Below are 14265 nucleotides of genomic sequence, written 5' to 3'. Positions count from 1 at the left end.
CCGCCGCCGGGAATCGCCGAGGGCCGAATATGACGAAAATCCTGTCACATTCGGTGTTCCGTGACGCCATCCTGTATTCGGAAAACAGTTATCACATTGATAAATAATGGAATTGGCGGAACGTCAGGTTTCATCAAACTGTTACATTCGTTTTACATAAGCATCACAGACCGGGGCTAGACCGGCGCCAAGGTCGCAACGACGCGACCGGCCACCGAAACCAGGAGCCACCTGTGATGAAACGCACCACCCTTTCCGTATCGGTCCTTGCCCTTGCCGCGATGACCGCCACCGCCGCCGCTGCCCGTGACAACGTGCAGGTTGCCGGGTCGTCCACCGTTCTTCCCTATGCGTCGATCGTTGCCGAACTGTTTGGCGAAAACACCGACCTGCCGACCCCGGTTGTCGAATCCGGCGGTTCCTCGGCCGGTCTGGCCCGCTTCTGCGAAGGCGTCGGGGAAAACACCATTGACATCGCCAATGCCTCCCGCGCGATCCGCCAGAAGGAAATCGACGCCTGTGCCGAAAACGGCGTGACCGACATCATCGAAGTGCGCATCGGCTATGATGGGATCGTCTTTGCCAGCCAGAAGAACGGACCGGCCTACGATGCCTTCCAGCCTGCCGACTGGTATCTTGCCCTTGCCGCCGAACTGCCCGCTGACGGCGCCATGGTGTCCAACCCGAACACCACCTGGGCCGAGGTGAACGGTGACCTGCCGGCCGAAGAAATCCTGGCCTTCATTCCGGGGACCAAGCACGGCACCCGCGAAGTGTTCGAAGAAAAGGTCCTGCTTCAGGGCTGCGAAGACACCGGCGCGCTGGCCGCGATGGAAGCCATGGGCATGGATGAAGATGCCGCCGAAGCCGCCTGCATGGCCGTCCGCGCCGATGGTCGTTCGATTGATATCGACGGCGATTACACCGAAACCCTTGCCCGCGTTGACGCCAACGCCAACGCGCTGGGTGTGTTCGGCCTGGCCTTCTATGAAAACAACACCGACAGCCTGAAGGTTGCCACCATGGGCGGCGTCGCGCCGTCGACCGAAACCATCGCTTCGGGCGACTACCCGGTGTCGCGCCCGCTGTTCTTCTACATCAAGGCCGCCCACCTTGGCGTGATCCCCGGCCTGAAGGAATACGCACAGTTCTTCATGGCTGACGAAATCGCAGGTCCCGATGGCCCGCTGGCCGCCTATGGCCTCGTGTCCGATCCGGAACTGGCCGCGACTCAGGCGATGATCGAAGCCGAACAGACCATGGGCAACTAAGCCCACACCGGGGCGGCGGCATGTGTCGCCGCCCCGACCCACGACCAACCGGACCGGAGCAACCATGCCCGCACAATGGACCCTGATTGCCGTGCTCGCCATCGCCGTGGCGGGCTATTTTCTTGGACGGTCCCGCGCGCTGGGCCGCGCCGGGGGCGACATAAGGCAACTGCATTCTCTGCCCGGTTACTATGGCTACAACGTTGCGCTGACGGGGCTTGTCCCCGCACTTCTGGTGCTTGGAGTCTGGTCATTCCTGCGGATGCGCGGGGTCACGGCCGGGGGCACCTTTGTGCCGACGCTGCTGATCCTTGCGGTTTCCCTCGGCCTGACCTTCCTTGCCCTGTCACGGACCGGCCCGGCCTTCCGCGCCCGAAACGCGGTTGAACGCGGCATCCTGTGGCTGCTGATCGGCGCGGCCTCTATCGCGATTCTGACCACGCTGGGGATCGTCCTGTCGCTGATCTTCAACACGGTCGAGTTCTTCCGGCTTTATCCGGCGGCGGATTTCTTCTTCGGGACTGTCTGGCAACCTTCCTTTGGGGGCGGTTCCAGCCTTGGGATCCTGCCGCTGCTTTGGGGGACGCTCTATATTTCTGCCATCGCGCTGGCGGTTGCGGTGCCGATCGGCCTGTTCGCCGCCTTCTACCTGTCCGAATACGCGGGGCCAAAGTTCCGGGCCATTGCCAAGCCGCTTCTGGAAGTGCTCGCCGGTATCCCCACCATCGTCTATGGCCTTTTCGCGCTTCTGACGGTTGGTCCGCTGCTGCTGACTGTCTTTGGGCCGGAGGGCGCGAGTTGGATGCAGGGCGGGACGGCGGTGATGACCGCCGGGCTGGTCATGGGGATCATGCTGATCCCCTTTGTGTCCTCGCTGTCCGATGACATCATCAACGCGGTGCCGCAGGCGATGCGCGACGGGTCGCTGGGCCTTGGCGCCACCAAATCGGAAACCGTGCGGCATGTGGTTCTGCCCGCCGCCCTGCCAGGGATCGTCGGGGCCATTCTTCTGGCCGCCTCGCGCGCCATCGGCGAAACCATGATCGTCGTGCTGGGGGCAGGGGCCGCAGCACGCCTGTCGCTGAACCCCTTTGATGCCATGACCACCGTGACCGCCAAGATCGTCAGCCAACTGACCGGCGACAGCGACTTTTCCTCGCCCGAGGCGCTCGTGGCCTTCTCGCTTGGGATGACCCTGTTCGTCATCACGCTGGGGCTGAACGTCCTCGCCCTCTACATCGTGCGCAAATACCGGGAGCAGTACGAATGACCGACACCGACGCAAATACACCGCGCCGCAAGTCGTCGCTGCTGGAGCTTGACGCCCGCACCCGCAAACGCAATGCGGCCGAGACCCGGTTCAAGGTCTATGGGCTGATCGCCGTCGGCATCGGACTGGCCTTCCTGCTGGCGCTGATGGTGGCGATCATTTCGAACGGCACCCGTGCCTTCACCCAGACCTTCATCACCGTCGAAATGACCCTGACCGCCGAGGAGATCGAAGCGGCAGAGGCATCGGTTCTTAAGACCGGCAAATACAAAGAGATGGTCGGCACCGCGATCGAAACCGCGCTTGGCCGCGCCGGGATTGACACGGACATGGATCAGAAGACCCTGCTTTTGATGCTGTCGTCGTCTGCCGGGGCGGACCTGCGAGACTACGTGCTGGCCAATCCCGAGATGCTGGACCAGCCGCTCACCTTTGACTTCCTCGCCTCCAGTCGGGTCGATGGCTACCTCAAGGGGCGCGTCACGCGCGAGTCGCTGTCCGAGGACAAGAACCTTGACGCCGCGCATCTGGACCTTGTGGACCAGATGCGGGACGCAGGCATCGTGGAGCGGCGGTTCAATTGGCGGTTCATCACCGGGGCCGACGCGTCCGAAAGCCGGCCCGAGGCGGCGGGGATGGGCTTGTCGATGATCGGCTCGCTGTTCATGATGTTGGTGGTTCTGGCCTGCGCCCTGCCCATCGGGGTGGCCGCGTCGATCTATCTGGAAGAATTCGCGCCAAAGAACCGGTTCACCGACCTGATCGAGGTGAACATCTCGAACCTCGCCGCTGTGCCGTCCATCGTGTTCGGTATCCTTGGTCTGGCTGTGTTCATTCAGGTCGCGCATCTGCCGCAATCGGCGCCGCTGGTGGGCGGGTTGACCCTGACGCTGATGACCCTGCCGACAATTGTGATTTCGACCCGCGCCAGCCTGAAGGCCGTGCCGCCGTCGATCCGCGATGCGGCGCTGGGCGTGGGCGCGTCGAAGATGCAGGCGACGTTCCACCACGTCCTGCCGCTGGCGATGCCGGGCATCCTTACTGGGACGATCATCGGGCTGGCACAGGCACTGGGCGAAACTGCCCCGCTGCTTCTGATCGGGATGGTTGGCTTTATCGCCACCAACGCACCGGAAACACTGGCCGACGGGTTTCTTGCGCCGAATTCGGCCATGCCCGCGCAAATCTACGAATGGGCCAAGCGGGCCGACCCTGCCTATTACGAACGGGCTTGGGGCGGGATCATCATCCTGCTGGTCTTCCTGCTGGCCATGAACTTTGTCGCCATCCTTCTGCGGCGCCGGTTTGAACGGCGTTGGTAGGATTGGCAGGGACCGATACGATGAAAGACACGACAGTGACGGAAAGGGCAGTCCAGATGGACGATATCAAGATCTCGGCCCGCGGGGTGCAGGTCTATTACGGCGACAACCACGCCATCAAAGATGTGAACGTGGACATCGCCGACAAGACCGTGACCGCCTTCATCGGCCCGTCCGGCTGTGGCAAGTCCACCTTCCTGCGCTGCCTGAACCGGATGAACGACACGATTGACGTCTGCCGGGTCGAAGGCGACATCCTGCTGGACGGCGAAGACATCTATGACCGCCGCGTGGACCCGGTGCAGCTGCGCGCCAAGGTCGGCATGGTGTTCCAGAAACCGAACCCCTTTCCAAAGTCCATCTATGACAACGTGGCCTATGGTCCGCGCATTCACGGGCTGGCCCGCAACAAGGCGGATCTGGACGAGATCGTAGAAAAGGCTCTGCGCCGCGGCGCCATCTGGGACGAGGTGAAGGACCGGCTGCACGCGCCGGGCACCGGCCTGTCCGGTGGCCAGCAGCAACGCCTGTGCATCGCCCGCGCCGTCGCCACCGAACCCGAGGTTCTTTTGATGGATGAACCCTGTTCGGCGCTTGACCCCATCGCCACCGCACAGGTCGAGGAACTGATCGACGAACTGCGCACCCGTTATTCCGTGGTGATCGTGACCCATTCGATGCAGCAGGCCGCGCGTGTCAGCCAGCGCACCGCCTTCTTCCACCTCGGCAATCTTGTCGAATACGGCGATACCGACCAGATTTTCACCAACCCCGAAGACAGCCGGACCGAAGCCTATATTTCCGGCCGGATCGGGTAGGAGTTCAGGACATGAACGACAGACATATTTCTTCCGCCTACGACCGCGATCTTGAGGCCATCCAGGCGCTTGCCATGAAAATGGGCGGGCTGGTCGAGGCGGCGATCCTTGATGGGGCCCAATCGCTGGAAACCCGCGATGTGGAACTGGCCGACAAGGTCCGCAAGGGTGACAAGGCCGTTGACGCGCTGGAACAGCAGATCAACGACGAAGTGGCCCGCACCATCGCCCTTCGGGCGCCCGTGTCCAAGGACCTGCGCGTGTTGCTGACCGTGCTGCGGCTGGCGGCCAGCCTTGAACGGGTCGGCGACTATGCCAAGAACATCGCCAAACGCACCAGCGTGCTTGTCGATATGCGCCCCATCGCCGGGTCCGACGCCGCCATCCGCCGCATGGCCCGCGAAGTGCAGGGAATGCTGCATGACACGCTGGATGCCTATCTGCGCGGGGACGAGGTTCTGGCCGAAAGCGTCCGCCAGCGGGATCTGGACGTGGACCAGATGTATAACGCGCTGTTCCGTGAATTCCTGACCTTCATGCTGGAAGACGCGCGCAACATCACCCCCTGCATGCACCTGCACTTCATCGCCAAGAACGTGGAACGGATGGGTGATCTGGTGACCAATATGGCTGAACAGGTGATCTATCTGGTTACCGGCGAAATGCCCGAGGAAACCCGGCCCAAGGGCGACAACACGGCCTACGCCACCGGGGCCGAATAACATGGCCGCCCTCGCACCCCATATCCTTGTGGTCGAGGACGAACCGGCCCAGCGGGAAATGCTGATCTACAACCTCGAAGCCGAAGGGTTCCGCGTGTCGCAGGCCCCGAACGGGGAAGAGGCCAAGCTGCTGGTGGCCGAGGATGCGCCGGACCTGATCGTTCTGGACTGGATGATGCCGAACCTCTCGGGGATCGAGCTTTGCCGCCAGCTTAAGACCCGGTCAGAAACGCGGGCCATTCCGATCATCATGCTCTCTGCCCGCTCGGAAGAGGTGGACAGGGTGCGCGGGCTGGACACGGGGGCGGATGATTACGTCGTCAAACCCTATTCCGTCACCGAACTGATGGCCCGGATCAAAAGCCAGCTGCGCCGGTCCCGCCCCGCCACCGTGGGCGAGGTGCTGACCTATGAAGACATCACGCTCGACGCCGAAAGCCACCGGGTGACCCGTGCGGGCAGCCCGGTAAAACTTGGCCCGACAGAGTTTCGCCTGCTGGCCACATTCATGGAAAAGCCGGGCCGGGTCTGGTCGCGCGAACAGCTTCTGGACCGGGTCTGGGGGCAGGACATTTACGTCGATACCCGGACGGTCGACGTGCACGTCGGGCGGCTGCGCAAGGCGCTGGGCAAGGACGCGGGCGACCCGATCCGCACGGTGCGTGGCGCGGGCTACGCGCTGGGCTGATCGTCAGGCGCTGATCCGCGTGCCCGCATCGGGCAGCATGGCGCGGACATGGCTGGCAATCGCCGTGTCCTGCGCCCCGGTGCCGGTCAGGTCGCAGATCGTGATATCGTCTTCGGATTGGCGGCCGGCCTTGGCGCCGGTAACCACCTCGCCCAATTCCGGCGGCGTCACCCCTGCCAGCAGCCCTGCGGCGCGGGCCGCTTCCAATTCGCCCGACACCTCGCACTGGCTGACCCGGTCGCAGACATACAGATCGGCGGCCGCAATGGCGGCCGGGTCGATCTCGTTCTTGCCTTCCTGATCGGACCCCATGGCGGTGATGTGCAGCCCCGGATGCAGCCACTCGGCCCGCAGCACGGGGGTTCGGGCGGGCGTGGTTGTCACCACCAGCTGGCTTTGTGCGACTAGGTCTGCCGGATCGGCCATCGCCACGGCCTCTATTCCCAGCGCGTTGGACAGATCGGCGGCACAGGCGCGGGCCTTGTCGATGTCGCGGCCGTGCACCAACACACGGTCAAACGGGCGGACCAGATGGGCGGCTTGCAGTTGCAGCCGGGCCTGAACCCCGGTGCCGATCACCCCGGCGGTCTGTACCTCCTTCGGGGCAAGATGCCGCGCGGCGACCGCCCCAGCCGCGGCGGTGCGGATGTCGGTCAGGTATCCGTTGTCCAGATAGACCGCCTCGACTAACCCGGTTTTGGCCGAAAACAGGATCATCAGCCCGTTCAGGCTGGGCAGGCCGATCTTCGGGTTGTCGAAGAACCCGGGGCTGACCTTGATCGCAAAGCCATCGAAGCCGGGGATATAGGCGGTCTTCACGTCCACCTCTCCGTTTGCTTGCGGCAGGTCCATCGACAGGATCGGCGGCATGACCACCTCGCCGGAGGCCAGCGCGGCAAAGGCCCGTTCGATCACGTCGACCGTGGTCAGGTTAAGCGATACAGCCGCGCGCAATTGCGCCTCGGTCACGATCTGGATGTCATGCGCCATAGGTCCGTCCTTTCACCGTCACATCCCCCAGAACCACATCGGCCCCGCCGACGATCTGGTGGAACCGCTGCATATCAAGATTTCGGCCGGTGATGATGGTTCCGACCGGCCCCACGGGCTTGACCTTACCCGACAGGATCGCCGCCAGCCCGACAACCGACGCGCCCTCTGCCACCAACCTGTCCTCGAAGAACAGCACCTGCATCGCGTCTCGGATTTCTTCTTCAGTGACCAGAACCGTGGCATCCAGCAGGTCGCGGCAGACAGGAAAGCTCAGGCGATTGTCCAACCCGATCCCGCCGCCAAGGCTGTCGGCAAGGCTGGGCACCTCCGCCACCTCCACCGGATGACCCGCAAGAAGGGACGCGTGCATCGCCGCGCCCCGGTCCATGGTCACGCCGATCACCCTCACATCCGGGTTCGCGGCCTTGGCCGCCACGGCAACCCCAGCCGCCAACCCGCCCCCCGACAGCGGCACAAGGATCGTGTGCAGGTCCGGGCGGGCCTCCATCATCTCGGCCCCGATGGTGCCTTGCCCCGCGATGACGAATGGATCGTCAAAGGGTGAGATTTCGACCAGCCCCTCTGCCGCGACCAACCGCTGGCTTTCCGCCATCGCCTCGTCCTGGCTCCGGCCGATGATGCAAACCTCGGCCCCGAGGGCGCGGATTCCATCCACCTTGGCCTGCGGCACCAGTTCCGACATGCAGATCACCGCCCGCATCCCGCGTAGGGCGGCAGCATAGGCCACACCCCGCCCGTGATTGCCGGTGGAACAGCAGGTCACCCCCCGGGTCGCCTCTGGCAGGGCCAGAACCGCATTCATCGCCCCGCGCAGTTTGAAGGCGCCGATGGGCTGGGCGATTTCCAGCTTCATCATGAAATCATGCCCGGTCGCGCGGGTCATGAAGGGGGAGGGAATGAACGGCGTTGCATCCGCGCGTCCACGCAGCCGGGCGCGCGCATCTTCGATCATGGCAAGTAGGTCTGTCATGCCCGCACCATGCCGGGTTTGGCAGCCGGGCGAAAGGCACCGGGACGCCGTTTCGGGGGTGGTTTTCGACGCGATCGTGTCTTTGTTGACGCTAGGTGAAGGGCTCGCCTCGGACCAGAGGGGTCGCAATTATTTCCAGATCCCCTAGATTCCAAACAACCAACGGACAGAGGTACGCATGAAACTGATCGTCGATGGAATTGAACGTGAAGTGGATGTCGAACCCGGCATGCCCCTGTTGTGGGTGCTGCGGGACGAGTTGGGCATCACCGGCGTGAAATATGGCTGCGGCGTTGCCCAATGCGGGGCCTGCACCGTGCATCTGAACGGCGAGGCCGTGCGATCCTGCCAGACCCCCGCCGCCGATGCCGAAGGGGCCGAGGTGTTAACGATCAACGGCCTTGGCACGCCGGATGCGCTGCACGCGGTGCAAGAGGCGTGGATAGACCATCAGGTCGCGCAATGTGGCTATTGCCAGTCCGGTCAGATCATGCAGGCTGCCGCCCTTTTGGCGGAAAACCCGGACCCGACGGATGCCGATATCGACGATGCCATGTGGGGGAACCTGTGCCGATGCGGCACCTACCCCCGCATCCGGGCCGCGATCCACACCGCCGCCGCCAAGTTGAAGGAGGCCTGAGATGAGCCGTTTGCGCACCATCACCCGGCGTGGGTTCCTGATCGGCTCTGCCGCCATCGCGGGCGGGGTCGCCTTTGGCGTCTACTCGGCCCGGACACCCCATCCCAACCCGCTTTTGGAGGGGCTGGCCGAGGGCGAGGCATCCTTCAACCCTTGGGTTCTTGTCCGCGCGGACGGGATCACCCTGATCACGCCTCATGCGGATAAGGGGCAGGGGGTCACCTCGGCGCAGGCGGTCCTGATCGCCGAGGAAATGGACCTTGAGATGGGCCAGTTTGAGGTCAGTTTTGGCGCCCCCGATCCGGCCTATTACAATACCGCGCTGACGTCCGAGGCCGTCCCATTCATGCCGACAAACGAAAGCTGGGGCGCGGAAACGGTGCGCGATGCGCTGGGCGGCGTGGCCAAGCTTTTGGGGATGCAAGGGACCGGCGGGTCGTCCGCCATGCCCGACAGTTTCGACAAGCTGCGGCGGGCCGGGGCGATTGCGCGGGAAACGCTGAAACTGGCCGCCGCGCGGGAAACCGGCGTCGCGGTCGAAGATCTGCGGACCGAAAGCGGCGCGGTGGTCCTGCCAGACGGGACGCGGCTTGACTATACCGCGCTGGCCTCCGCTGCGGCGGGCGTTGACCCGGTTCAGGATGTGACCTTGCGCGACCCCGCTGAATGGCGGCTGATCGGCAAACCGACCCAGCGGGTCGATATTGTCGCCAAATCAACCGGGACCATGACCTATGGGATCGACCTGAAGGTCGAGGGGGTGGTGCACGCCGCCGTCCGCACCAACCCCCGGCAGGGCGGCGCCCTTCTGTCCTATGACGACAGCGCCGCGCGTGCGATGCGCGGGGTCAGCGACGTGCTGGAAATCCCTGGAGGGATCGCGGTCATTGCCGACAATACCTGGCGGGCGATCCGCGCTGCCGAAACGGTCGAGGTGGACTGGGGCCCGGCCCCCTATCTGGCCGAACAGGATGACCATTGGACCGCGCTTGCCGACGCCTTCAACGACGATCAACTCGACAAGACCTGGCGGGATGAGGGCGACACCAGCGCCACGATCTCCGCCGCTACGGACGTGGTTCAAGCGGAATACCGGTCGCCGTATGTTGCGCACGCCCCGCTGGAACCGCTGAACGCCATCGTCCGGGTGAACGCGGACAGCACCGATGTCTGGACCGGCCACCAGATGCCGCAATTCCTGCAACGTCAGGTCGCCGCGATCACCGGGCAAACGCCTGACCAGATCCGGTTCCATAACCAGTTCATCGGCGGCAGTTTCGGCCACCGGCTGGAACTGGAGTATCTGAAACACGCAGCTGCCATCGCCGTGCAGATGCCCGGCATCCCGGTCAAGCTGACGTACAGCCGGGAAGAGGATTTCGCCCACGACTATCCCCGCCATCCTGCCATCGGGCGCGGGCGCGGCGTGGTCGCAAATGGCCGGGTCGAGGCGATGGAGGTGGATATCGCCGCACCATCGGTCATGGCCTCGCAAATGGGGCGGATCGGCATGAATATCCCCGGTCCGGATTCCCAGATCACATCCGGGGCCTGGAACAATCCCTATAATATTCCCAACCTGCGCGTCCGGGGTTTTCGGGCCGAAGGGCTGGCGCCCGTGTCGTCCTGGCGGGCGGTGGGCGCGCCAGGGGCCGGGTTCATCTTCGACAGTTTTCTGGACGAATTGATCCACGCGGCCGGGGCCGACCCGCTTGAAGAACGGATCAGGCTGATGGGCCACGAGGCTTCGCGCCGGGTGCTGGAAACCGTGGGCGAGATGGCGTCGTGGGCCGGTCCGCTTGGCAACGGCAAGGGGCGTGGGGTGGCCTTTGTCGAAAGTTTCGGCGTGCCCTTCGCCCAGATCATCGAGGTGACAGCCACCGACAGGGGCATCAGGATTGACGATGTCTGGGCCGCCTGCGACGTGGGCACCGTGGTGGACCCGGTCAATTTCGAAGGGCTGGTGCAGGGCGGGATCGTCTTTGGCCTTGGCCATGCGATCAATTGCGAGATCACCTATGCCGATGGGATGGCCCAGCAGCAAAACTACTACGACCACGAAGCGATGCGGATCTGGCAAGCGCCGCGCATCCACGTTCGGGGGCTTGAGAACGGTTCCAAGGTGCGCGGGATTGGCGAACCGATGGTGCCACCCGCGGCCCCCGCATTGGCCAACGCGATCTTCGCGGCGACAGGGCAGCGCATCCGCGAAATGCCGTTCAACAAGCACATAGATTTCGTCTGACCGGGGGCCGCCATGACACAGAACATTATTTCCGCTTCCGGCTTTGGCAGCTTTCGCTTCGGGGCGCTGATGATGGGGCTGGCCGCCGTGCTGCACCTTCTACTGGTGCCCTTCGCGGGACTGTCGGAACTGACCCTTGTCGGGCTGGCGCTTGTCGCGGGCGCGATCCTTTGGACCGGGTGGCGCGGGCCGGGCTGGCTGGTGATGCTGGCGCTGATCGTTGCGGCGGGCGTCGAACTTTCCCGACTGGGCGGCGGCGTTGTCCACGATCTCCTGATCGGCGGGGTGGTTCTGGCCGATCTTGGCGCGATCTTGTCGGTCTTTATGGCGCTCTGGAAAGGTCGGGCGGCGCCGACCTGATCGCAGCGCCGCCCGGAAAAATTGCTGAGCCTTAGGTGAATTCGGGCTGCCGTGCCTGTTCCCGCAGCACGAACTTCTGGATCTTCCCGGTCGAGGTGCGCGGGATCTCGGTGAAGACGAACCGCCCGGGCACCTTGTAGGGCGCCAGTTGCGACCGGCACCAAGCGCGAAGCGTTTCGGAATCCGCTTGCTGGCCCGGCTTCAACTCGACGAAGGCGCAGGGCGTTTCGCCCCATTTGTCATGCGGCATGGCAACCACGGCTGCCGTGCCCACGGCGGGGTGCCGATACAGCGCCTCTTCCACTTCGATGGACGAGATGTTTTCGCCGCCGGAAATGATGATGTCCTTGGACCGGTCCTTCAGCTGGATATAGCCGTCCGGATGCCGGACACCCAGATCACCCGAATGGAACCAGCCGCCTTCAAAGGCCTTCTGCGTGGCCGTGGGGTTGCGGAAATAGCCCTTCATCACCACGTTGCCGCGGAACATCACCTCGCCCATGGTCTGCCCGTCACGCGGGACCGGTTGCATGGTGTCCGGGTCCAGGACGTCCAGCCCTTCCAGCGGCAGATAGCGGACGCCCTGACGGGCCTTCAACGTCGCCTGTTGGTCGGCGGGCAGGTCGGACCAGTCGCGGTGCCAGTCGTTGACGACTGCGGGGCCATATGTTTCGGTTAGCCCGTATAGGTGGGTCACGTCGAAACCCGCCTCTTTCATCGCGGCCAGAACGCTTTCGGGCGGCGGGGCGGCGGCGGTGAAGAACTGCACCGTATGCGACAGGTCGCGCTTGGCCGCGTCCGGCGCGCCGATCAGCAGCGACATCACGATGGGCGCACCGCACAGATGGGTAACCTCCTCTTCGGCCAGCGCCGACCAGATCGGTTCGGCCCGAACCTGCCGCAGGCAGACATGGGTGCCCACGATGGCCGACAGGGTCCAGGGGAAACACCAGCCGTTGCAATGGAACATCGGCAGGGTCCAGAGGTAGACCGCGTGCTTCTTCATCGAAGTGGTCAGCGCGTTGCCCTGCGCCAGCAGGTAGGCCCCCCGGTGGTGTGACACGACCCCCTTCGGGTCGCCGGTGGTGCCCGAGGTATAGTTGATCGAAATCGCGTCCCATTCGTCTTCTGGCATCAGCCAATCGAAGTCAGGGTTGCCCCGGGTCAGGAAGACCTCGTAATCGGCGACCTCTACTTCGGTGCGGGGGCCGTCATATTCGGGATCGTCCACCTGAATGACCAGTGGCGCAACTTGGGCTAGCGACAGCGCCTCTTGCAGCAGGGGCATGAACTCGCTGTCGACGATGACGATCTTCGCCATCGCGTGATCCAGTTGGAACGCGATGATCGCGGCATCCAGACGGGTGTTGATCGAATGCAGAACCGCGCCACACATCGGCACGCCATAGTGGCATTCCAGCATGGCCGGCGTGTTGGGCAGAAGCGCCGATACCGTGTCGCCGCGCCGGATCCCGTTCTTGGTCAGGGCCGAAGCCAGACGGCGGGACCGCGCGTAGAATTCGGCATAGCTGCGGCGCAGGGCACCATGAACAATGGCGGTGTGATCGGGAAAGACGTTCGCGGCCCGCTCCAGAAAGGTCAGCGGCGTCAGCGGCTGATAGTTGGCCGGGGTCCGGTCAAGATCGGTGTTGTAGGGGTTTGTCATCGGTCAGGCATCCTGCCACTGGGGGCTGCGTTTTTCGATGAAGGCACCGATGCCTTCTTCGGCGTCACGGGCCAGCATGTTGTCGACCATGACTTGGCTCGCATAGTCGTAGGCCGCGGCCAGCCCCATTTCCCGCTGGGCGTAGAACGCGCGCTTGCCGGTCGCCAGCGTCATGCTGGATTTCGACGCGATCTTGGCGGCCATCTCCATCGCGGTCCGGGTCAGATCTTCGGCCGGGACAACCCGGTTCACCAGCCCGATTTCCGCGGCGCGGGTCGCGGTCGTCATATCGCCGGTCAGCAGCATTTCCATCGCGTGTTTGCCCGACACGTTGCGCGACAGGGCGACCATCGGGGTAGAGCAGAACAGGCCGATGTGGACCCCCGGCGTGCTGAATTGCGCCTCTTCGGCAGCGACGGCCAGATCGCAGCTGGCGACCAATTGGCAGCCGGCGGCGGTGGCGATCCCTGCAACCTCGGCGATCACCGGCTTGGGGCAATTGACGATCGCCTGCATGACGCCGGAACATTGGGTCATGACCTTGGTGAAATAGGCGCGGCCGCGGTCCGGCCCGGCGCGACCTGCGGTCATTTCCTTCAGGTCGTGGCCCGCGCTGAACGCTGGACCATTTGCGGCCAGGACGATCACCCGGACCTTCGGATTTTCCCCGGCCTCGGCAAATGCCTCGCCAAGGCTGGCCAACATCGCCTCGGACAGCGGATTGCGCCGCCGCCCGTCGTTCAGGGTCAGACGCAAGATGCCGGTGTCATCAAGGTCACGCAGCAGGATGTCGCTGTTTTGCACGGGGAAAGTCCTTTTCAGGGTCAGAGAACGTTGACCTCGACGCTGTCGGCCAGCGTGTTTGCGATAAAGCAGTAGCGGTGCGCGCGGTCCTGCATCTCGGCCATTTCGTCATCGCTGACGGTGAACCCGGTGTCGAAACGGACGACCGGATGCAGGTCGATTTTCGTCACGGACATCTGCCCCTTGGGGTTCTTGCCCAGATGGGCGACCGCGTGGTCGTGATAGCTTGCCACCGGCCAACCGGCCTTGGCGCAAAGCGCAAGGAAGGTCATCATGTGACAGCTGGACAGGGCAGAGGCCAGCGCCTGTTCGGGGTTGGTGTTGGCGGGATCGCCGCCCCAATCAGGGGCGGCATCCACCATCACGTCGAAATTGCTGTTATACTGAACCGTGTGTTCTGCCGAATAGGCGTTGGGCTTGAATTCGGCTTCGGCACGGTGCCAGTGCAGCTGGATCGAGAGATCGGACATGTCGT

General features: G+C 64.0%; 14 protein-coding genes. 9 read left to right on the top strand and 5 right to left on the bottom strand.

Features of this window, described 5'->3' with window-relative positions:
* Positions 1–236 precede the first annotated feature (236 nt).
* From EU803_RS14475 to phoB, 6 genes are all read left to right on the top strand, one after another.
* Complete coding sequence (locus tag EU803_RS14475; protein WP_129684081.1) at positions 237–1271, top strand: substrate-binding domain-containing protein; 1035 nt, start codon at positions 237–239, stop codon at positions 1269–1271.
* Positions 1272–1335: 64 nt separating this feature from the next.
* Complete coding sequence (pstC, locus tag EU803_RS14470) at positions 1336–2541, top strand: phosphate ABC transporter permease subunit PstC (protein ID WP_129684079.1); 1206 nt, start codon at positions 1336–1338, stop codon at positions 2539–2541.
* A complete protein-coding gene (gene pstA, locus EU803_RS14465) occupies positions 2538–3863 on the top strand; it encodes a phosphate ABC transporter permease PstA (protein ID WP_129684077.1) in 1326 nt (441 codons plus the stop codon). The genes pstC and pstA overlap by 4 nt, the downstream gene beginning before the upstream one ends.
* Before the next feature lie 20 nt (positions 3864–3883).
* On the top strand, positions 3884–4681 hold the full coding sequence (gene pstB / locus EU803_RS14460; RefSeq protein ID WP_129684075.1) for a phosphate ABC transporter ATP-binding protein PstB: 798 nt from the start codon (positions 3884–3886) through the stop codon (positions 4679–4681).
* A gap of 11 nt (positions 4682–4692) precedes the next feature.
* A complete protein-coding gene (gene phoU, locus EU803_RS14455) occupies positions 4693–5403 on the top strand; it encodes a phosphate signaling complex protein PhoU (protein ID WP_129684073.1) in 711 nt (236 codons plus the stop codon).
* 1 nt (position 5404) lies between these two features.
* Positions 5405–6091, top strand: a complete 687-nt coding sequence (gene phoB, locus EU803_RS14450; protein ID WP_129684071.1) for a phosphate regulon transcriptional regulator PhoB — start codon at positions 5405–5407, stop codon at positions 6089–6091.
* A gap of 3 nt (positions 6092–6094) precedes the next feature.
* Here the strand turns inward: phoB and EU803_RS14445 are convergent, their stop codons facing one another.
* Together EU803_RS14445 and eutB are read right to left on the bottom strand one after the other, a co-directional pair.
* Positions 6095–7081, bottom strand: coding sequence for a cyclodeaminase (locus tag EU803_RS14445; RefSeq protein WP_129684069.1), 987 nt, complete (start codon positions 7079–7081; stop codon positions 6095–6097).
* Entirely contained in the window at positions 7071–8075 is a 1005-nt protein-coding gene (eutB, locus tag EU803_RS14440) for a hydroxyectoine utilization dehydratase EutB (protein ID WP_129684067.1), read from the bottom strand. The genes EU803_RS14445 and eutB overlap by 11 nt, the downstream gene beginning before the upstream one ends.
* Before the next feature lie 178 nt (positions 8076–8253).
* On the opposite strand from eutB, the gene EU803_RS14435 reads away from it, so the two are divergent.
* Genes EU803_RS14435 through EU803_RS14425 form a run of 3 tightly spaced genes read left to right on the top strand, consistent with a single transcriptional unit; the run spans position 8254 to position 11320 of the window.
* Positions 8254–8715 (top strand): (2Fe-2S)-binding protein, encoded by a 462-nt coding sequence (locus EU803_RS14435; RefSeq protein WP_129684065.1) that lies wholly within the window; start codon positions 8254–8256, stop codon positions 8713–8715.
* Between the two features lies 1 nt (position 8716).
* Complete coding sequence (locus EU803_RS14430; RefSeq protein WP_129684063.1) at positions 8717–10960, top strand: molybdopterin cofactor-binding domain-containing protein; 2244 nt, start codon at positions 8717–8719, stop codon at positions 10958–10960.
* A 12-nt stretch (positions 10961–10972) separates the two neighbouring features.
* Positions 10973–11320: a hypothetical protein gene (locus EU803_RS14425; RefSeq protein ID WP_129684061.1), complete on the top strand. Its 348-nt coding sequence runs from the start codon at positions 10973–10975 to the stop codon at positions 11318–11320.
* A 31-nt stretch (positions 11321–11351) separates the two neighbouring features.
* Here the strand turns inward: EU803_RS14425 and EU803_RS14420 are convergent, their stop codons facing one another.
* From EU803_RS14420 to EU803_RS14410, 3 genes are read right to left on the bottom strand one after another with little or no spacing between them, the layout of a single operon-like run.
* Positions 11352–12986: an acyl-CoA synthetase gene (locus tag EU803_RS14420; protein ID WP_129684059.1), complete on the bottom strand. Its 1635-nt coding sequence runs from the start codon at positions 12984–12986 to the stop codon at positions 11352–11354.
* Positions 12987–12989: 3 nt separating this feature from the next.
* On the bottom strand, positions 12990–13790 hold the full coding sequence (locus EU803_RS14415) for an enoyl-CoA hydratase (protein ID WP_129684057.1): 801 nt from the start codon (positions 13788–13790) through the stop codon (positions 12990–12992).
* Positions 13791–13810: 20 nt separating this feature from the next.
* The gene (locus tag EU803_RS14410) at positions 13811–14260 is read right to left on the bottom strand and encodes an OsmC family protein (RefSeq protein WP_129684055.1); all 450 of its coding nucleotides are present in this window, start codon (positions 14258–14260) and stop codon (positions 13811–13813) included.
* Between the last annotated feature and the right edge of the window lie 5 nt (positions 14261–14265).

Source organism: Loktanella sp. IMCC34160, assembly GCF_004145845.1.
Taxonomy (GTDB): Bacteria; Pseudomonadota; Alphaproteobacteria; order Rhodobacterales; family Rhodobacteraceae; genus SELP01.
This window is presented reverse-complemented; position numbering and strand designations above follow the sequence as displayed.

Coding starts and splice junctions, on each gene's coding strand:
- EU803_RS14475 (WP_129684081.1), top strand. CDS start 237: ATGAAACGCACCACCCTTTCCGTATCGGTCCTTGCCCTTGCCGCGATG.
- pstC (WP_129684079.1), top strand. CDS start 1,336: ATGCCCGCACAATGGACCCTGATTGCCGTGCTCGCCATCGCCGTGGCG.
- pstA (WP_129684077.1), top strand. CDS start 2,538: ATGACCGACACCGACGCAAATACACCGCGCCGCAAGTCGTCGCTGCTG.
- pstB (WP_129684075.1), top strand. CDS start 3,884: ATGAAAGACACGACAGTGACGGAAAGGGCAGTCCAGATGGACGATATC.
- phoU (WP_129684073.1), top strand. CDS start 4,693: ATGAACGACAGACATATTTCTTCCGCCTACGACCGCGATCTTGAGGCC.
- phoB (WP_129684071.1), top strand. CDS start 5,405: ATGGCCGCCCTCGCACCCCATATCCTTGTGGTCGAGGACGAACCGGCC.
- EU803_RS14445 (WP_129684069.1), bottom strand. CDS start 7,081: ATGGCGCATGACATCCAGATCGTGACCGAGGCGCAATTGCGCGCGGCT.
- eutB (WP_129684067.1), bottom strand. CDS start 8,075: ATGACAGACCTACTTGCCATGATCGAAGATGCGCGCGCCCGGCTGCGT.
- EU803_RS14435 (WP_129684065.1), top strand. CDS start 8,254: ATGAAACTGATCGTCGATGGAATTGAACGTGAAGTGGATGTCGAACCC.
- EU803_RS14430 (WP_129684063.1), top strand. CDS start 8,717: ATGAGCCGTTTGCGCACCATCACCCGGCGTGGGTTCCTGATCGGCTCT.
- EU803_RS14425 (WP_129684061.1), top strand. CDS start 10,973: ATGACACAGAACATTATTTCCGCTTCCGGCTTTGGCAGCTTTCGCTTC.
- EU803_RS14420 (WP_129684059.1), bottom strand. CDS start 12,986: ATGACAAACCCCTACAACACCGATCTTGACCGGACCCCGGCCAACTAT.
- EU803_RS14410 (WP_129684055.1), bottom strand. CDS start 14,260: ATGTCCGATCTCTCGATCCAGCTGCACTGGCACCGTGCCGAAGCCGAA.